The 17,853-nt window shown below is 61.5% G+C and carries 14 protein-coding genes and 3 tRNA genes; 5 read left to right on the forward strand and 12 right to left on the reverse strand.

What is annotated here, in order from left to right:
* The first annotated feature begins 1 nt into the window (after position 1).
* Genes N5C28_RS11950 through fabI form a run of 4 tightly spaced genes read left to right on the forward strand, consistent with a single transcriptional unit; the run spans position 2 to position 4,534 of the window.
* Positions 2-1,075, forward strand: a complete 1,074-nt coding sequence (locus tag N5C28_RS11950; RefSeq protein WP_279822530.1) for a microcin C ABC transporter permease YejB — start codon at positions 2-4, stop codon at positions 1,073-1,075.
* Position 1,076: 1 nt separating this feature from the next.
* Positions 1,077-2,096, forward strand: a complete 1,020-nt coding sequence (locus tag N5C28_RS11955; protein WP_279822531.1) for an ABC transporter permease — start codon at positions 1,077-1,079, stop codon at positions 2,094-2,096.
* 1 nt (position 2,097) lies between these two features.
* Positions 2,098-3,717 (forward strand): ABC transporter ATP-binding protein, encoded by a 1,620-nt coding sequence (locus N5C28_RS11960; RefSeq protein ID WP_279822532.1) that lies wholly within the window; start codon positions 2,098-2,100, stop codon positions 3,715-3,717.
* A gap of 22 nt (positions 3,718-3,739) precedes the next feature.
* On the forward strand, positions 3,740-4,534 hold the full coding sequence (gene fabI, locus N5C28_RS11965; protein ID WP_279822533.1) for an enoyl-ACP reductase FabI: 795 nt from the start codon (positions 3,740-3,742) through the stop codon (positions 4,532-4,534).
* A gap of 237 nt (positions 4,535-4,771) precedes the next feature.
* Here fabI and N5C28_RS11970 read toward each other — a convergent pair whose 3' ends face one another.
* The 9 genes from N5C28_RS11970 to N5C28_RS12010 all read right to left on the reverse strand — a co-directional run bounded on the left by N5C28_RS11970 (position 4,772) and on the right by N5C28_RS12010 (position 13,717).
* Positions 4,772-6,634: a SurA N-terminal domain-containing protein gene (locus tag N5C28_RS11970; RefSeq protein WP_279822534.1), complete on the reverse strand. Its 1,863-nt coding sequence runs from the start codon at positions 6,632-6,634 to the stop codon at positions 4,772-4,774.
* Between the two features lie 226 nt (positions 6,635-6,860).
* The gene (hupB, locus tag N5C28_RS11975; protein ID WP_003239952.1) at positions 6,861-7,133 is read right to left on the reverse strand and encodes a nucleoid-associated protein HU-beta; all 273 of its coding nucleotides are present in this window, start codon (positions 7,131-7,133) and stop codon (positions 6,861-6,863) included.
* 135 nt (positions 7,134-7,268) lie between these two features.
* A complete protein-coding gene (gene lon, locus N5C28_RS11980; RefSeq protein WP_279822536.1) occupies positions 7,269-9,665 on the reverse strand; it encodes an endopeptidase La in 2,397 nt (798 codons plus the stop codon).
* A gap of 149 nt (positions 9,666-9,814) precedes the next feature.
* Positions 9,815-11,098 carry an ATP-dependent Clp protease ATP-binding subunit ClpX gene (gene clpX / locus N5C28_RS11985; protein ID WP_279822537.1) on the reverse strand — a complete coding sequence of 428 codons (1,284 nt, stop codon included), beginning with the start codon at positions 11,096-11,098 and terminating at the stop codon, positions 9,815-9,817.
* Positions 11,099-11,215: 117 nt separating this feature from the next.
* The gene (clpP, locus tag N5C28_RS11990; RefSeq protein WP_279822538.1) at positions 11,216-11,857 is read right to left on the reverse strand and encodes an ATP-dependent Clp endopeptidase proteolytic subunit ClpP; all 642 of its coding nucleotides are present in this window, start codon (positions 11,855-11,857) and stop codon (positions 11,216-11,218) included.
* Positions 11,858-11,951: 94 nt separating this feature from the next.
* A complete protein-coding gene (tig, locus tag N5C28_RS11995; protein ID WP_279822539.1) occupies positions 11,952-13,262 on the reverse strand; it encodes a trigger factor in 1,311 nt (436 codons plus the stop codon).
* 125 nt (positions 13,263-13,387) lie between these two features.
* Positions 13,388-13,472, reverse strand: a tRNA-Leu gene (locus N5C28_RS12000).
* Between the two features lie 59 nt (positions 13,473-13,531).
* Positions 13,532-13,607, reverse strand: a tRNA-His gene (locus N5C28_RS12005).
* Between the two features lie 33 nt (positions 13,608-13,640).
* A tRNA-Arg gene (locus N5C28_RS12010) sits at positions 13,641-13,717 on the reverse strand.
* Between the two features lie 270 nt (positions 13,718-13,987).
* Between N5C28_RS12010 and folD the strand changes: the two genes are divergently transcribed.
* Positions 13,988-14,842: a bifunctional methylenetetrahydrofolate dehydrogenase/methenyltetrahydrofolate cyclohydrolase FolD gene (gene folD, locus N5C28_RS12015; RefSeq protein ID WP_279822541.1), complete on the forward strand. Its 855-nt coding sequence runs from the start codon at positions 13,988-13,990 to the stop codon at positions 14,840-14,842.
* 131 nt (positions 14,843-14,973) lie between these two features.
* On the opposite strand, the gene N5C28_RS12020 is transcribed toward folD, so the two are convergent.
* Genes N5C28_RS12020 through N5C28_RS12030 form a run of 3 tightly spaced genes read right to left on the reverse strand, consistent with a single transcriptional unit; the run spans position 14,974 to position 17,848 of the window.
* On the reverse strand, positions 14,974-16,716 hold the full coding sequence (locus N5C28_RS12020) for an ABC transporter substrate-binding protein (protein ID WP_279822543.1): 1,743 nt from the start codon (positions 16,714-16,716) through the stop codon (positions 14,974-14,976).
* A gap of 51 nt (positions 16,717-16,767) precedes the next feature.
* On the reverse strand, positions 16,768-17,040 hold the full coding sequence (locus N5C28_RS12025; RefSeq protein WP_279822545.1) for a DUF2160 domain-containing protein: 273 nt from the start codon (positions 17,038-17,040) through the stop codon (positions 16,768-16,770).
* Positions 17,041-17,050: 10 nt separating this feature from the next.
* Positions 17,051-17,848, reverse strand: coding sequence for a carbohydrate ABC transporter permease (locus N5C28_RS12030; protein ID WP_279822546.1), 798 nt, complete (start codon positions 17,846-17,848; stop codon positions 17,051-17,053).
* Between the last annotated feature and the right edge of the window lie 5 nt (positions 17,849-17,853).

Raw genomic sequence — 17,853 nt, forward strand, 5'->3', positions numbered from 1 at the left:
GATGCTGGCGTATATCATTCGTCGCCTCTTACTGATCATCCCCACGCTGTTCGGCATCCTGCTGATCAACTTCATCATCATCCAGGCCGCCCCGGGCGGCCCGGTCGAGCAGATGATCGCCAAGCTGGAGGGCTTCGACGGCGCCACCAGCCGGATCGCCGGCGGCGGTGCCGAGGTGGCGGTGGCCGGTTCCAACTACCGGGGCGCCCAGGGCCTCGACCCGGAACTGATCGCAGAGATCGAGCGCATGTACGGCTTCGACAAGTCGGCCCCCGAACGCTTCTGGATCATGCTGAAGAACTACGCCCAGCTGGATTTCGGCCAAAGTTTCTTCCGTGACGCCGCGGTGATCGACCTGATCATCGAGAAGATGCCGGTGTCGATCTCGCTCGGTTTATGGAGCACGCTGATCATGTACCTGGTGTCGATCCCGCTGGGGATCGCCAAGGCCACCCGGCACGGCAGCGCGTTCGACGTCTGGACCAGTTCGGCGATCATCATCGGCTACGCGATCCCGGCGTTCCTGTTCGCCATCCTGCTGATCGTGCTGTTCGCCGGCGGCAGCTACTTCGACTGGTTCCCCCTGCGCGGGCTGACGTCCAACAACTTCGACGAACTGAGCTTCGCCGGCAAGCTGCTCGATTACTTCTGGCACCTGGCGCTGCCCGTCACCGCGCTGGTCATCGGCAACTTTGCGACCCTGACGCTGCTGACCAAGAACAGCTTCCTCGACGAGATCAACAAACAGTACGTGACCACCGCCCGCGCCAAGGGCCTGAGCAACAACCGCGTGCTCTACGGCCACGTGTTCCGCAATGCCATGCTGCTGATCATCGCCGGCTTCCCGGCAGCCTTCATCGGCATCTTCTTTACCGGCTCGCTGCTGATCGAGGTGATCTTCTCCCTCGACGGCCTGGGCCTGATGAGCTTCGAAGCAGCGATCAACCGCGACTACCCGGTGGTCTTCGGCACGCTGTTCATCTTCACCTTATTGGGACTGGTCGTGAAATTGATCGGTGACATCACCTACACCCTGGTCGATCCGCGGATCGACTTCGAAAGTCGGGAGGGTTGATATGGCGCTCTCTCCGCTCAACAGACGGCGTTTCGAACGGTTCAAGGCGCACAAGCGCGGCTGGTGGTCGCTGTGGATCTTCCTGGCGCTCTTCGTCCTGACCCTGGGCGCCGAGCTGATCGCCAACGACAAGCCGCTGGCAGTGCGCTACGACGGCGAGTGGTACTTCCCGGTGGTCAAGCGCTACCCGGAAACCACCTTCGGCGGCGAATTCCCGCTGCAGGCCAACTACAAGAGCCCGTACATCCAGGAGCTGATCAAGGAAAAGGACGGCTGGATGCTCTGGCCGCCGATCCCCTTCAGCTACTCGAGCATCAACTACGACCTGCAGGTCCCGGCTCCGGCACCGCCCTCCTCGGTGAACTGGCTGGGCACTGACGACCAGGGCCGTGACGTGCTGGCACGGGTGATCTACGGCTTCCGCATCTCGGTGCTGTTCGCCCTGACCCTGACCCTGCTCAGCTCGGTCATCGGTGTGGTCGCCGGCGCCCTGCAAGGCTTCTACGGCGGCTGGGTCGATCTGATCGGGCAGCGCTTCCTGGAGGTCTGGTCCGGCCTGCCGGTGCTCTACCTGCTGATCATCCTCGCCAGCTTCGTGCAGCCCAATTTCTGGTGGCTACTGGGGATCATGCTGCTGTTCTCCTGGATGAGCCTGGTCGACGTGGTGCGCGCGGAGTTCCTGCGCGGGCGCAACCTGGAATACGTGCGCGCGGCCCGGGCCCTGGGCATGCAGAACGGCGCGATCATGTTCCGCCACATCCTGCCCAACGCCATGGTCTCGACCATGACCTTCATGCCCTTCATCCTCACTGGCGCCATCGGCACCCTCACCGCCTTGGACTTCCTCGGCTTCGGCCTGCCGCCCGGCGCCCCGTCCCTGGGCGAGCTGGTGGCCCAGGGCAAGGCCAACCTGCAGGCCCCCTGGCTGGGCATCAGCGCCTTCCTGGTGCTGGCGATCATGCTGAGCCTGCTGGTGTTCATCGGCGAAGCCGCACGCGATGCCTTCGACCCGAGGAAATGACATGAACGACGCCAACAACCTCATCGAAGTCCGCAACCTGGCCGTCGAGTTCGTCACCGGCGAGCACCGCCAGTGCGTGGTCGAACAGGTCTGCTTCGATATCAAGCGCGGCGAGACCCTGGCGCTGGTCGGCGAAAGCGGCTCCGGCAAGTCGGTGACCGCCCACTCGATCCTGCGCCTGCTGCCCTACCCCCTGGCCCAGCACCCGAGCGGCACCATCGAGTACGCCGGCGAAGACCTGCTGAAGCTCGGCGAAAAACGCCTGCGCGGCATCCGCGGCAACCGCATCGCCATGGTCTTCCAGGAGCCCATGACCTCGCTGAACCCGCTGCACTGCATCGAGAAGCAGATCAACGAAGTGCTCGCCCTGCACAAGGGCCTGCGCGGCAAAGCGGCCACGGCGCGCACCCTGGAGCTGCTGGAGCTGGTCGGCATCCCCGAGCCGCACAAGCGCCTCAAGGCCTACCCCCATGAGCTGTCCGGCGGGCAACGCCAGCGCGTGATGATCGCCATGGCCCTGGCCAACGAGCCGGAACTGCTGATCGCCGACGAGCCGACCACCGCTCTGGACGTCACCGTGCAGCTGAAAATCCTCGAATTGCTCAAGGATTTGCAGGCCCGCCTGGGCATGTCGCTGCTGCTGATCAGCCACGATCTCAACCTGGTTCGACGAATTGCGCACCGCGTATGTGTCATGCAGCGCGGAAAGATCGTCGAACAAGCGTCGTGTGAACAACTGTTCCATGCGCCGCAGCATCCCTATACCCAGGAACTGCTCGGTGCCGAACCCAGCGGCGAGCCCGTGGACATTCCCGCAGGCCAGCCGCTACTGGAAGTCGACGACCTGCGCGTGTGGTTCCCGATCAAGAAAGGGCTGCTGCGGCGCACCGTCGATCACGTGAAAGCGGTGGACGGCATCAATTTCAGCCTGCCCCAGGGCCAGACCCTGGGCATCGTGGGTGAAAGTGGTTCCGGCAAGTCCACCCTCGGGCTGGCGATCCTGCGACTGCTGGGCAGCCAGGGCGACATCCGCTTTCAGGGTCAGGCAATCGATGGCCTGGCGCAGCGCGAAGTCAGACCGCTGCGCCGGCAGATGCAAGTGGTGTTTCAGGACCCGTTCGGCAGCCTGAGCCCACGCATGACCGTGTGCATGATCGTGGGCGAAGGCCTGCGCATCCACGGGATCGGGACGGAAGCGGAGCAGGAACAGGCTGTCATCGACGCGCTTTTGGAGGTAGGTCTGGACCCGGAAACCCGGCACCGCTACCCCCACGAGTTTTCTGGCGGGCAACGGCAGCGGATTGCCATTGCCCGTGCATTGGTGCTGAAACCGGCGCTGATACTGTTGGACGAGCCGACTTCGGCACTCGACCGTACCGTTCAGCGTCAGGTGGTGGAGTTACTGCGTTCACTGCAGACCAAGTACAACCTGACGTACCTGTTCATCAGCCATGACCTGGCGGTGGTTCGGGCGCTCAGCCACCAGTTGATGGTGGTCAAGCACGGTCGAGTGGTCGAGCAAGGTCCGGCGGACGCGATTTTCTCCGCACCGCAGCATGTATATACGCAGCAGTTGCTGGAGGCCGCTTTCATGGTCCCGACAACCGCTACACATCCTTGATATAGGAAGAGGAAGAGCACACATGGGTTTTCTAAGCGGTAAGCGCGTACTGATCGTTGGCGTCGCCAGCAAACTGTCCATTGCCTCCGGCATTGCCGCCGCCATGCACCGCGAAGGCGCCGAACTGGCCTTCACCTATCAGAACGAAAAGCTCAAGGGCCGCGTCGAAGAGTTCGCGGCTGGCTGGGGCTCGGGCCCTGAGCTGTGCTTCCCGTGCGACGTGGCCAACGATGAAGAAATCGCCAACGTCTTCACCGAACTGGCGAAGAAGTGGGACGGCCTGGACTGCATCGTCCACTCGGTCGGTTTCGCCCCGGGCGACCAGCTGGATGGCGACTTCACCGACGTCACCACCCGTGAAGGTTTCCGCATCGCCCACGACATCAGCGCCTACAGCTTCGTCGCCCTGGCCAAGGGTGGCCGCGAACTGATGAAAGGCCGCAACGGCAGCCTGCTGACCCTCTCCTACCTGGGTGCCGAGCGCACCATGCCCAACTACAACGTCATGGGCATGGCCAAGGCCAGCCTGGAAGCCGGCGTCCGCTACCTGGCCGGCAGCCTGGGCCCGGAAGGCACCCGCGTGAACGCCATTTCCGCCGGTCCGATCCGCACCCTCGCCGCCTCCGGCATCAAGAGCTTCCGCAAGATGCTCGCGGCCAACGAGAAGCAGACCCCGCTGCGTCGTAACGTGACCATCGAAGAAGTCGGCAACGCCGGCGCCTTCCTCTGCTCTGACCTGGCCTCGGGTGTCAGCGGCGAGATCATGTACGTCGACGGCGGCTTCAACACCACCGCCATGGGTGCCATGGAAGACTGATTCCACGCCCCATGAAAAAGGCCGCTCCCGGAGCGGCCTTTTTTATTTCCGTCGTCAATACGCCACAGCAGTTTTGAGCCTGCCACGGGCTGCCGGCATGGGTCGGGTTGCAGAACGGGCACGCCAGGCTCCAGAACCCCACGCACAGCGCAAAGAGCACCGTATCCAAGCATCCAGCCGCCCCAATAAAAAAGCCCCGTAGCGTTGGCTACGGGGCTTTTTCGTGACGCTGGACGATCAGAAGCGTTCGATGTCCGCTTTGGCTTGCAGCTGCTTGCGGAAGGCCGCGAAGTCCTGCTGGCCGCTGCGCGAGGCGAGGAAGCGGCTGTACATGGCCTTGTCCTCGTCCGAGAGTGCCTCTTCCGGCTCGCTCACGCCATTCAGGCGGATCGCGACGTAGTCACCGTTGTTCAGGCTGACGCCGGAGAAGGTCGGCGTGCCGTCAGGCTTGGCCATGCGGAACAGCGCCTGCAGCACGGCCGGCTCAACGCCATCCTGGCTACGGGTCGCGGCTTCCACCACATTCCAGGTCTGATCGGTGCTATCGGCAGGCGTCTGGCCATCGCGCAGTGCCGCCAGCAGCTCTTCGCCCTTGGCCTTGGCCGCTTCGTTCGCACGAACGGTGGTCAGTTGCTGGCGAATGCTGTCAGCCACCTGCTCGAAGGTCAGCTGCTCAGGCTTCTTGTGCTCCTTGGCACGCACCACCACGACAGTTTCCGGGTCGAGTTCGATCGCACCGCTGTTGCTGCCATCTTCCAGCACTTCAGGACTGTAGGCGGCGGTCAGAACCTGACGGTTGGCGGCAATGCCCTCGCCGCCCTCACGACCGAACGGCTCGGTGGTCTTGACCTCGAGCCCCAGTTCCTGGGCAGGCTGCGCCAGGTCGGACGACTCGAACGCGGCGTCTTCGAGCTGCTTGGTCAGTTCAACGAAACGCTGCTCGACCTTGCTGACCTTGAGGTCACGCTCCAGCTTCTCTTTCAGGCTGTCGAAGGACGGGATTTCCGCCGACTGGACGCCCAGCAGCTTGATCAGGTGCCAGCCGAAATCACTGCGCACTGGCGCGGAGACCTGGCCCTGCTCCAGGGCGTACAGGGCATCTTCGAACGCGGGGTCATACACACCCGGGCCGGCATAGCCCAGGTCACCACCCTCGGAGGCGGAACCCGGGTCATCCGAGAACTCCTTGGCCAGAGCGGCGAAGTCTTCACCACCCTGCAGACGCTTCTGCACGTCTTCGATCTTGGCCTTGGCCTCGTCTTCGCTGACCGAGTCGTTGACCTCGACCAGGATGTGCGCGGCCTGACGCTGATCGCCCAGGTTGGCGACCTCGCTCTCGTAGGCGTTCTTCAGGTCGTCTTCGTTGACGTCGACCTGGCTGAACAGGGCGTCTTTCTTGAGCTCGACGTATTCCAGAACCACTTGCTCCGGGCTCATGAAATCGCTGGCCTGGGCATCGTAGTAAGCCTTGACGTCGTCTTCGCTCAGCTGCACCGCGGCCGGATCGGCCTTGATGGTCAGGGTCGCGAAATCACGGGTCTGGCGCTCGAGACGGGCAAAGGCCTGGATCTCGGCATCGGTCACGAAGCTGCTGGCAGTCAGACCGGCGCGCAGTTGGCCAATCAGCATTTCCTGCTCAAGCATCTGGCGGAACTGCAGGCGGGTGTAGCCCAGCTGGCGAATGACCTGGTCGAAACGGTCGGCGTTGAAGCGGCCATCGACGAGGAATTCAGGCGTCTGCAGGATCACTTGATCCAGGGCCGGCTGGGAGAAGGCGAACTTGGCGTCCTGGGCACTCTGCAGCAGCAGGGCACGTTCGATCAGACCGCTCAGCGAGGCATCACGCAGGAGTTTTTCATCCAACAGGGAGGCGTCGAAATCCGGGCCCAACTGTTGCATCAGCTGGCGGCGTTGCATCTCGACCGCCTGGCTCAGGTCGTTCGTGGTGATCTCTTCACCATTGACCGAGGCCGCATTCTGGCTGTTGCTCGTACTGGTAAAAATGGCATCGACACCCGTCAGCGCCATGAGTACGACGATGAGGCCAATGATGACTTTGGCAATCCAACCCTGTGAATTGTCCCTGATGTTCTGCAGCATGCTTCCCCCAGAACGGCTGTACAAAATACGCAGCCGCGCAGTGTGGGTAAAATCCGGATAGAAGAAAGGCGCATCCGGGGATGCGCCTTCTCGTAACTGGCGGTGCGGACGGGATCTGAAATGTTCGTATCCCGGTGTGACATGTCGGCGTTACGTCCGACTGCACCACCGCCCCGCGATCAGGTCAGCGATGACGCCGACCCGACGGGCAAGGCCCGAAAGACGCTTAGTTGACGGCGTCTTTCAGTGCTTTACCAGCTTTGAAGCCCGGGATCTTGGCAGCCGCGATGCTGATCGGCTTGCCAGTTTGCGGGTTGCGGCCAGTGCGCGCAGCACGCTCTTTAACAGCGAAAGTACCAAAACCAACCAGTACGACGGAATCACCAGCCTTCAGAGCGCCAGTGACAGATTCAATCACTGCGTCCAGCGCGCGGCCAGCAACAGCTTTCGGGATATCAGCAGATGCAGCGATAGCATCGATCAGTTCCGACTTGTTCACTCTAAGTCCCCTTATTTCTGTTGAGTTTGTTTCTTGATTTTTAGTGTAAGCAAAGCGGGTGCTGGGTGGCATGCCGACACGATAAGAGCCGCTTTATAACAAGGGCTCGAAAATTGTGTCAAGAAAGCCCCCCGGCTAATGCGTGCTAATTCGCTCCTTGGAATCAGACTCGCGTTTCTCATCCGTTGCAACCATCTCAGGAGCCGCATCGGGCAAGGGCTCCGGGGCGTATTGCAGCGCAATTTGCAGGACCTCGTCAATCCATTTAACGGGTTTAATCTGCAGGTCCTGCTTAATATTTTCCGGAATTTCCTTCAGATCACGCACATTTTCTTCGGGAATGATCACGGTTTTGATTCCACCACGGTGTGCGGCCAGCAATTTTTCCTTCAGCCCACCGATGGCCAGAACCTGACCACGCAGAGTGATTTCACCCGTCATCGCCACGTCCGCGCGCACCGGAATCTGGGTCAGTGCCGACACCAGCGCCGTGCACATGCCGATGCCCGCGCTCGGGCCGTCTTTAGGGGTCGCCCCTTCCGGCATGTGGATGTGGATGTCACGTTTTTCGTAGAAATCAGGCGCCACCCCCAGGCTCTTCGCCCGGCTGCGAACCACGGTTTGCGCGGCGGTGATGGATTCGACCATCACGTCACCCAGGGAACCGGTCTTGATCAGATTGCCTTTGCCGGGCACCACGGCGGCCTCGATGGTCAGCAGTTCGCCGCCCACCTGGGTCCACGCCAGGCCGGTCACCTGACCGATCTGATCCTGCTGCTCGGCGAGGCCGTAGCGGTGCTTGCGCACGCCCAGGAAGTGCTCGAGCGAGTCGGCCGTCACCTTGACCTCGAAACGCTTGTCACGCGCATGCTCCTTGACCGCCTTGCGGCAGACCTTGGCAATCTGACGCTCCAGGCTGCGCACCCCTGCCTCGCGGGTGTAGTAACGAATCATGTCGCGAATGGCCGCTTCATCGAAGGTCAGCTCGCCCTTCTTCAGGCCATTGGTCTGAATCTGCTTCGGCGCGAGGTACTTGATGGCGATGTTGACCTTCTCGTCCTCGGTGTAGCCCGGCAGGCGAATCACTTCCATGCGGTCAAGCAGCGCGACCGGGATGTTCATAGAGTTCGCGGTGCAGAGGAACATCACATCGGACAGGTCGTAATCGACCTCCAGGTAGTGATCGTTGAAGTTGTGGTTCTGCTCCGGGTCGAGCACCTCGAGCAGGGCCGATGCGGGATCACCACGCATGTCCTGGCCCATCTTGTCGATTTCATCGAGCAGGAACAGCGGGTTGCGCACCCCCACCTTGGTCATTTTCTGGATCAGGCGACCCGGCATGGACCCGATGTAGGTACGGCGATGGCCGCGGATCTCGGCCTCGTCACGCACACCACCGAGGGCCATGCGTACGAATTTGCGGTTGGTGGCCGAAGCAATCGACTCGGCGAGCGAGGTCTTACCGACGCCGGGCGGACCGACCAGGCACAGGACCGGGCCCTTGATCTTCTTCACGCGCTTCTGCACGGCGAGGTATTCGAGGATGCGTTCCTTGACCTCGTCCAGACCGTAGTGGTCGGCGTCCAGGATCGATTCGGCACGGACCAGGTCGAGACGGACCTTGCTCTGAGCCTTCCACGGCACATTGACCAGCCAATCGATGTACGAGCGCACTACGGTGGCCTCGGCGGACATCGGCGACATCTGCTTGAGCTTGCTCAGCTCGGCGTGCGCCTTGGCGTGCGCTTCCTTGCTGAGTCCGGCATTTTCGATGCGTTTTTTCAGCTCATCGAGCTCGTTGTGACCTTCATCGATGTCGCCCAGCTCTTTCTGAATGGCCTTCATCTGCTCATTCAGGTAGTACTCGCGCTGGCTGCGCTCCATCTGCTTCTTGACCCGGCCACGGATGCGCTTCTCGACCTGCAGCAGGTCGATCTCGGCATCCAGCAGCGCGAGCACGTGCTCGACGCGCGTCGGCAGGTCGGTGATTTCCAGGATTTCCTGCTTCTGTTCGATCTTCAGCGCCATGTGCGCCGCCATGGTATCGACCAGGCGACTCGGCTCATCGATGCTGTTGAGCGAGGACAGCACCTCGGCCGGCACTTTCTTGCCCAACTGGACGTATTGCTCGAACTGGCTGAGCAGGCTGCGAACGAAGACCTCGGACTCGCGCTCGGCAGCATCGACTTCGTCGAGCAACTGCACTTCGGCACGGCAATGGCCGTCGACCTCGATGAAACGTTCGATCTCGCCCCGCTGCTCCCCTTCCACCAGCACCTTGACGGTACCGTCCGGGAGTTTCAGCAATTGCAGAACCGTGGCAACGGTCCCGACGCGGTAGAGCCCTTCTTCACTCGGATCGTCGTCGGCAGGATTTTTCTGGGCCAGCAGCAGGATCTGCTTTTCGCCCGTCATCGCTGCTTCCAGCGCCTCGATGGATTTCTCACGCCCCACGAACAGCGGGATGACCATGTGCGGATAGACCACGACATCGCGCAATGGCAGGAGAGGCAATTCGATGGTTGTCTTCATGATTTCAGCTCTACGGCGGCCTTACGGCCGTAAACAGATGGGATAACCCTTGGCCCTAAGATGGGGGCAGCCCAAGCAAAAAACAAGCACTACGGCTGGAAAAGCAAAGGGGCCCAGAGGCCCCTTGCTTTCATGATGTGACAGAACGCTTACGCGTCAGGCGCAGCGGCCTTGGCAGGCGGTTCGCTGTTCTCGTAGATCAGCAATGGCTGGGAAGCCCCATCGATGACACTCTCATCGATGACCACCTTGCTGACGTCCGCCTGGGACGGAATGTCGTACATGGTGTCGAGCAGGATGCCTTCGAGGATCGAACGCAGGCCACGGGCACCGGTTTTGCGCTCGAGAGCCTTGCGCGCCACGGAGCGCAGGGCGTCCGGACGGAACTCCAGGTCCACGCCTTCCATCTCGAACAGCTTGCCGTACTGCTTGGTCAAGGCGTTCTTCGGCTCGGTCAGGATCTGCACCAGGGCAGCTTCGTCCAGCTCGTCCAGCGTGGCGATAACCGGCAGACGGCCTACGAATTCCGGAATCAGACCGAACTTCACCAGATCGTCCGGCTCGACCGCACGCAGCGACTCACCGACCTTCTTGCCCTCTTCCTTGCTGCGCACCTCGGCAGTGAAGCCGATGCCGCCCTTGGTCGAGCGCCCCTGGATGACTTTCTCCAGACCGGAGAATGCACCACCGCAGATGAACAGGATGTTGCGCGTGTCGACCTGCAGGAACTCCTGCTGAGGATGCTTGCGACCACCCTGAGGCGGAACGGAGGCTACGGTACCTTCGATCAGCTTCAGCAGCGCCTGCTGCACGCCTTCGCCCGATACGTCACGGGTGATCGACGGGTTGTCCGACTTGCGCGAGATCTTGTCGATTTCGTCGATGTAGACGATGCCCATCTGGGCCTTCTCCACATCGTAATCGCACTTCTGCAGCAGCTTCTGAATGATGTTCTCGACGTCCTCGCCCACATAACCGGCTTCGGTCAGGGTCGTGGCGTCGGCAATGGTGAACGGTACGTTGAGCAGGCGTGCCAGGGTTTCCGCCAGCAACGTCTTGCCCGAGCCGGTCGGACCGATCAGCAGGATGTTGCTCTTGCCCAGCTCGACATCGTCTTTCTTGTCGCGCTGGTTGAGGCGCTTGTAGTGGTTGTAGACCGCTACCGCCAACACTTTTTTCGCACGCTCCTGGCCGATCACGTACTGATCCAGGATGCTGCTGATTTCCTTGGGCGCCGGCAATTTGTGCGCACTGCTCTCGGCCTGGGCTTCCTGCACCTCCTCGCGGATGATGTCGTTGCACAGGTCGACGCACTCGTCGCAGATAAAGACCGAGGGGCCGGCAATCAATTTGCGCACTTCATGCTGGCTTTTGCCGCAGAAGGAGCAATAAAGCAGTTTGCCGTTGTCCTCGCCATTGCGGGTGTCAGTCATTCGATCAATCCAATACGGTAAGCTTGAAATACAAGATGAAGGCAAATGCGGGCATTTTCAAGGGCGCGCACGGCGCACATGACAGATGTCCGCTATTTGCACCCCATCAAGCCGGCATCAGACCGGCAGTTGGCGCTTCTCGTGCACGGCGTCGACGATCCCGTACTCCAGGGCGCGCGAAGCGCTCATGAAGTAGTCACGGTTGGTGTCGCGCTCGATCACGTCCAGCGGCTGGCCGGTGTGGAACGCCAGCAGCTCGTTCAGGCGCTCACGGATATAGAGGATTTCACGGGCATGGATGTCGATGTCCGACGCCTGGCCCTGGAAGCCACCCAGCGGCTGGTGAATCATCACGCGGGAGTTCGGCAGGCAGAAACGCTTGCCCTTGGCGCCGCCAGCCAGCAGGAAGGCACCCATGCTGCAAGCCTGGCCGATGCAGGTGGTGGACACGTCCGCCTTGATGAACTGCATGGTGTCGTAGATCGCCATGCCGGCAGTCACTGAACCGCCCGGGGAGTTGATGTACAGGTGGATGTCCTTGTCCGGGTTTTCCGCCTCGAGGAACAACAGCTGGGCGCAGATCAGGTTGGCCATGTAGTCCTCGACCTGGCCGACCATGAAGATCACACGCTCTTTGAGCAGGCGCGAGTAGATGTCGTAGGCGCGCTCACCGCGGGCCGACTGCTCGATAACCATCGGGACCAGGCCACCAGCGGCTTGGATGTCAGGCATTTGCTGCATAAAAGGATTGCGGGACATGTCTTGGCACTCGCTCCCTAAAATAGTCATGTCACAAATACGCATAAGCCAGCTCGGAGGCTGGCTTATGGCGTGTTCGAACGAGGTAAAGAAATCAGGCGGCGCTTGGAGCTTCTACCGGCTTGACAGCTTCTTCGTAAGAGACCGCTTTATCGGTCACATTGGCCTTCTGCAAAACAGTATCTACAACTTGCTCTTCGAGCACAACCGAGCGCACTTCGTTCATTTGCTGGTCGTTTTTGTAGTACCAGGCCACCACTTGCTCAGGCTCTTGGTAGGCAGACGCCATTTCCTGGATCAGCTCGCGAACGCGGGCGTCGTCCGGCTTCAGGTCGAACTGCTTGACCACTTCAGCGACGATCAGGCCCAGCACGACGCGGCGCTTGGCTTGCTCTTCGAACAGCTCGGCAGGCAGCTGGTCCGGCTTGATGTTGCCACCGAACTGCTGAACAGCCTGAACGCGCAGACGATTGACTTCGTTACCGATCAGCGCCTTCGGCACTTCGACCGGGTTGGCAGCCAGCAGGCCGTCCATTACCTGGTTCTTGACCTTGGACTTGATGGCCTGACGCAGTTCGCGCTCCATGTTCTTGCGAACTTCGGTGCGGAAGCCTTCCAGACCGCCTTCCTTGATACCGAACAGGGCGAAGAACTCGTCGTTCAGCTCAGGCAGTTGCGGTGCGGAAACGCTGTTCACGGTGACGGTGAACTCGGCAGTTTTGCCGGCCAGGTCGAGGTTCTGGTAATCCTCAGGGAACACCGGGTTGATGACGCGCTCTTCGCCCGCCTTCACACCGACCAGGGCGTCTTCGAAGCCCGGGATCATGCGGCCGGAACCCAGCACCAGCTGGGTGCCCTTGGCGGAACCGCCGGCGAAGGCTTCACCATCGATCTTGCCAACGAAGTCGATGTTCAGCTGGTCGCCGTTTTCGGCAGCACGCTCAACGGCTTCGAAACGGGTGTTCTGCTTGCGCAGGATGTCCAGCATGTTGTCGAGGTCGGCATCGGCCACTTCAGCCTGCAGGCGCTCGATGGCGATGGAGTCGAAACCGGTCACTTCGAATTCCGGGAACACTTCGAAGGTAGCGACGTATTCCAGGTCCTTGCCCTTCTCGAAGCTCTTCGGCTCGACGGCAGGCTGGCCAGCCGGGTTCAGCTTCTGCTCGACCACGGCTTCATAGAAGGTGGCCTGGATCAGGTCGCCCAGGGCTTCCTGGCGAGCGGCGTCTTCATAACGCTGGCGAATGACACTCATCGGCACCTTGCCAGGGCGGAAGCCAGGGACCTTGGCGCGACGGGCAGTCTGCTGCAGACGCTTGTTGACTTCGGTCTCGATGCGCTCGACGGGGACGCCGACGGTCATACGGCGCTCAAGAGCAGAAGTGCTTTCAACAGAAACTTGCATGGATATTCCTCGTTGCACAGACATAAGCCGACCATTCGCCGGCCCCGAATCAAGGGCATGCATTCTAGAGGGTCAATGTGCAGAAGTCACCCTAGATGCAGGCGGCAATCGGGAGGGAGTAAAGATGGTGCGGACGGAGAGACTCGAACTCTCACGCCTTGCGGCGCTGGAACCTAAATCCAGTGTGTCTACCAATTCCACCACGTCCGCGTGGTAAGGCTCTTGAAACAAAAAACGCCAGGCTTTTTAGGGCCTGGCGCTTTGGAATATGGGGTGGACGAAGGGGATCGAACCCTCGACACCAGGAGCCACAATCCTGTGCTCTACCAACTGAGCTACGCCCACCATATTGCATGTTGCTTGTGCCTAGCAGCCAAATGGCACGCCCGGCAGGACTCGAACCTGCGACCATCCGCTTAGAAGGCGGATGCTCTATCCAGCTGAGCTACGGGCGCTTATCCATCTGCAGATGCAGACTTAAAGCTTTCGGCGTTGACGCCACCCCAAGGGGCTTTGCCTCTGCCGTCTTACCCAGCGACTGGCTGTGCTCGACAAGCGGGGCGAATGTTATAGAGGCTCCCACAGGTCGTCAACAGAAAATTCAAAAAAAATTCAGCGATTTAAAGGGGTTACGCGAAAACACCGGCGCGCGCCTTTGCCCCATCGCATGGCCATGCGAGAATGCGCCTCCTTTTTCCACCCTTTCTTATGGTTAACCAAGCGTAATGACCGCAAAACTGATCGACGGCAAAGCGATCGCCGCCAGCCTCCGCCAGCAGATCGCTCAACGTGTCGCCGAGCGACGCCAGCAAGGCCTCCGTGCACCGGGCCTGGCGGTGATCCTGGTGGGCAGCGACCCGGCTTCCCAGGTTTATGTCTCGCACAAGCGCAAAGATTGTGAGGAAGTCGGCTTCGTTTCCCAGGCCTACGACCTGCCAGCCAGCACCACCCAGGCCGACCTGCTGGCCTTGATTGACCGCCTTAATGAAGAGCCGACCATCGACGGCATTCTGGTTCAGTTGCCGCTGCCCGAGCACCTGGACGCCTCCCTGCTGCTGGAGCGCATCCGTCCGGACAAGGACGTCGATGGCTTCCACCCCTACAACATCGGCCGCCTGGCCCAGCGCATGCCGCTGCTGCGCCCCTGCACCCCCAAAGGCATCATGACCCTGCTGCAGAGCACCGGTGTCGACCTTTATGGGCTGCACGCCGTTGTCGTCGGCGCGTCGAACATCGTCGGGCGCCCCATGGCCATGGAGCTGCTGCTGGGTGGCTGCACCGTGACCGTGACCCATCGCTTCACCAAGGACCTGGCTGGCCACGTGGCCCAGGCCGATATCGTCGTGGTCGCCGCCGGCAAGCCGGGCCTGGTCAAAGGCGAGTGGATCAAGGAAGGTGCGATCGTCATCGACGTCGGCATCAACCGCCAGGAAGACGGCAAGCTGATCGGCGACGTGGTGTATGACACCGCCCTGCCCCGCGCTGGCTGGATCACCCCAGTGCCTGGCGGCGTAGGCCCGATGACCCGCGCCTGCCTGCTGGAGAACACCCTGCACGCCGCTGAGCACCTGCATCAGTAAGCGCTGCACTCGGCAATAAAAAACGGCACCCGAGGGTGCCGTTTTTTATTGCCGTTGAAACCAGGATCGGGGGCTAGCCGCAATACGCCCATCGAACGCATCGCGGCTAAAGCACCGCCTGCCGCGCCACCTTAGTTGCGCGACTGCTCCCAGGATTTCAGCAGTTCGTCATAGGCGATGGTCTCGCCCTTCGGCTTCTCGTTTTCCAGTTTCGGCTTCGGTGCGCCAGGCTGATCCAACCAGTACTGCGGATCACGCGGCTCGTTCAGCTTCGGCCCGCACTCACCCAGCACGCCAGAACGTTCCAGTCGCGCCAGCATGGTGTCCTGGGCAGCCGCCAGGCCATCCAGCGCCTCTTGCGGCGTCTTGTCACCACTGGCCGCTTCGGCGATGAACTGCCACCACAGCTGAGCCAGACGCGGGTAGTCCGGTACGTTGGTACCGGTCGGCGTCCACTGCACGCGCGCCGGACTGCGGTAGAACTCCACCAGACCGCCCAGCTTCGGCGCGGCGTCGGTCATGGCCTGGGAGTTGATGTCCGACTCGCGGATCGGCGTCAGGCCCACCAGGGTTTTCTTCAGCGACACGGTCTTGGCAGTCACGAACTGCGCGTACAGCCAGGCGGCCAGGCGCTGTTTCTCCGGCGTGGAGGTGAGGAAGGTCCAGGCACCGGTGTCCTGATAGCCGAGCTTCATGCCCTCCTCCCAGTACGGGCCCTTGGGCGACGGTGCCATGCGCCATTTCGGCGTGCCGTCTTCATTGACCACCGGCAGGCCGGGTTTGGTCATGTCGGCGGTGAACGCGGTGTACCAGAAGATCTGCTGGGCGATCGCGCCCTGAGCCGGTACCGGGCCGGACTCGGAGAAGGTCATGCCCTGGGCTTCCCGCGGTGCGTATTCACGCATCCAGTCCACGTACTTCTGGGTCGCATAGACCGCCGCCGGCCCGTTGGTGTCACCGCCACGGGCGACGCTGGAACCGACCGGGCGGCAACCGTCCACGCGGATGCCCCACTCGTCCACCGGCAAGCCGTTCGGCAGGCCCTTGTCGCCGCCACCGGCCATGGAGAACCAGGCATCGGTGAAGCGCCAGCCCAGGGACGGGTCTTTCTTGCCGTAGTCCATGTGGCCGTAGACGCGCTTGCCGTCGATTTCCTTGACGTGCTTGCTGAAGAACTCGGCGATGTCCTCGTAGGCGGACCAGTTCACCGGCACGCCCAGGTCATAGCCGTAGATTTCCTTGAACTTGGCCTTCAGCTCCGGACGCTCGAACCAGTCGGCGCGGAACCAGTACAGGTTGGCGAACTGCTGGTCGGGCAGTTGGTAGACCTTGCCGTCCGGGCCGGTGGTGAAGGAAATCCCGATGAAGTCCTCCAGGTCCAGGGTCGGCGAGGTCACGTCCTTGCCTTCGTTGGCGATCATGTCGGTGATCGACACCGCCTTGCCGTAGCGGAAGTGCGTGCCGATCAGGTCGGAGTCGTTGACCCAGCCGTCATAGATGTTCTTGCCGGACTGCATCTGGGTCTGCAGCTTCTCCACCACATCGCCTTCCTGCATCAGGTCATGCTTGAGGTTGATGCCGGTGATTTCGCTGAAGGCCTTGGCCAGCACCTTGGCTTCGTACTCGTGGGTGGTCAGGGTTTCCGAGGCGACGCTGATGTTCATGCCGCGGAACGGCTCGGCAGCCTTGATGAACCATTTCAGCTCTTCGAGCTGCTGCTCGGGAGTCAGGGTCGAGGGGCTGAACTCCTCGGCGATCCATTTCTTCGCAGCCTCTTCGTAGGCATCCGCCCAGGCTGCACCGCTCAGTCCGGACAACGCCAGCAAGGCGGCCAGCGCCATGCTATGTCGGGTTTTGTTTTTATTGTCGAACATAGAGACCTCCATCTCTGGGTATGGGGAGAGGTGATTCGCCGGCAGGCCGAATCACCCCCAACGCATCACTGCAAACAGCCACAGCAGGGACAGCACCGAGGCTATCCAGACACTCCAATCGGTCGCGCCCACCACCAGCAGGTGCAGGTAGGCGCTGCCGAGCAGACCGATGAACAGCCGATCACCACGGGTCGTGGCGATCGGCAGGAAGCCCTTGCGTTCCACGCAAGGGTTGCGGATTTCCAGCAGCGTCATGCCGGCCAGCAGCACGGCGATGGTGCCGAAGAACAAGGCGGTGGGCAGGGTCCAGGCCATCCAGCTCATGACAGTCTCCTCAGACCCGGCCCAGGGCGAAGCCCTTGGCCACGTGGTTACGGACAAACCAGATCACCAGCATGCCTGGCAGGATAGTCAGCACACCGGCAGCCGCCAGTACGCCCCAGTCGATTCCCGAGGCCGACACCGTACGCGTCATCACCGCGACGATCGGCTTGGCGTCGACCGAGGTCAGGGTCCGTGCCAGCAACAGCTCGACCCAGGAGAACATGAAGCAGAAGAACGCCGTGACGCCGATCCCCGAACCGATCAGCGGGATGAAAATCTTCACGAAGAACTTGGGAAAGCTGTAGCCGTCGATGTAAGCCGTCTCGTCGATCTCTTTCGGCACCCCGGACATGAAGCCTTCGAGAATCCACACCGCCAGCGGCACGTTGAACAGGCAGTGCGCCAGCGCCACGGCGATGTGCGTATCGAACAGGCCGATCGAGGAATACAGCTGGAAGAACGGCAGCAGGAACACCGCCGGCGGCGCCATGCGGTTGGTCAGCAACCAGAAGAACAGGTGCTTGTCGCCGAGGAAGCGATAACGCGAGAAGGCGTAGGCCGCCGGCAGCGCGACGCTCAGGGAAATCACCGTGTTCAGCGTCACGTAGTACAGCGAGTTGAGGTAGCCCTCGTACCAGGCCGGGTCGGTGAAGATCACCTTGTAGTTGTCCAGGGTGAAGCCCTGGGGCCACAGGGTCAGGCCGCCGAGAATCTCGGTATTGCTCTTGAACGACATGTTCAACAGCCAGTAGATCGGCACCAGCAGGAACAGGATGTACAGCACGAGCACCAGACGTTTACGGATCATCGTGG

The organism is Pseudomonas sp. GD03944, assembly GCF_029839275.1.
GTDB lineage: Bacteria > Pseudomonadota > Gammaproteobacteria > Pseudomonadales > Pseudomonadaceae > Aquipseudomonas.

What these genes read in the sequence shown, in the direction of transcription:
- N5C28_RS12020 (WP_279822543.1), bottom strand. Translation starts at nt 16,716, where the DNA reads ATGTTCGACAATAAAAACAAAACCCGACATAGCATGGCGCTGGCCGCC.
- N5C28_RS12025 (WP_279822545.1), bottom strand. Translation starts at nt 17,040, where the DNA reads ATGAGCTGGATGGCCTGGACCCTGCCCACCGCCTTGTTCTTCGGCACC.
- clpP (WP_279822538.1), bottom strand. Translation starts at nt 11,857, where the DNA reads ATGTCCCGCAATCCTTTTATGCAGCAAATGCCTGACATCCAAGCCGCT.
- tig (WP_279822539.1), bottom strand. Translation starts at nt 13,262, where the DNA reads ATGCAAGTTTCTGTTGAAAGCACTTCTGCTCTTGAGCGCCGTATGACC.
- lon (WP_279822536.1), bottom strand. Translation starts at nt 9,665, where the DNA reads ATGAAGACAACCATCGAATTGCCTCTCCTGCCATTGCGCGATGTCGTG.
- N5C28_RS11950 (WP_279822530.1), top strand. Translation starts at nt 2, where the DNA reads ATGCTGGCGTATATCATTCGTCGCCTCTTACTGATCATCCCCACGCTG.
- folD (WP_279822541.1), top strand. Translation starts at nt 13,988, where the DNA reads ATGACCGCAAAACTGATCGACGGCAAAGCGATCGCCGCCAGCCTCCGC.
- N5C28_RS11970 (WP_279822534.1), bottom strand. Translation starts at nt 6,634, where the DNA reads ATGCTGCAGAACATCAGGGACAATTCACAGGGTTGGATTGCCAAAGTC.
- N5C28_RS11960 (WP_279822532.1), top strand. Translation starts at nt 2,098, where the DNA reads ATGAACGACGCCAACAACCTCATCGAAGTCCGCAACCTGGCCGTCGAG.
- fabI (WP_279822533.1), top strand. Translation starts at nt 3,740, where the DNA reads ATGGGTTTTCTAAGCGGTAAGCGCGTACTGATCGTTGGCGTCGCCAGC.
- N5C28_RS12030 (WP_279822546.1), bottom strand. Translation starts at nt 17,848, where the DNA reads ATGATCCGTAAACGTCTGGTGCTCGTGCTGTACATCCTGTTCCTGCTG.
- clpX (WP_279822537.1), bottom strand. Translation starts at nt 11,098, where the DNA reads ATGACTGACACCCGCAATGGCGAGGACAACGGCAAACTGCTTTATTGC.
- N5C28_RS11955 (WP_279822531.1), top strand. Translation starts at nt 1,077, where the DNA reads ATGGCGCTCTCTCCGCTCAACAGACGGCGTTTCGAACGGTTCAAGGCG.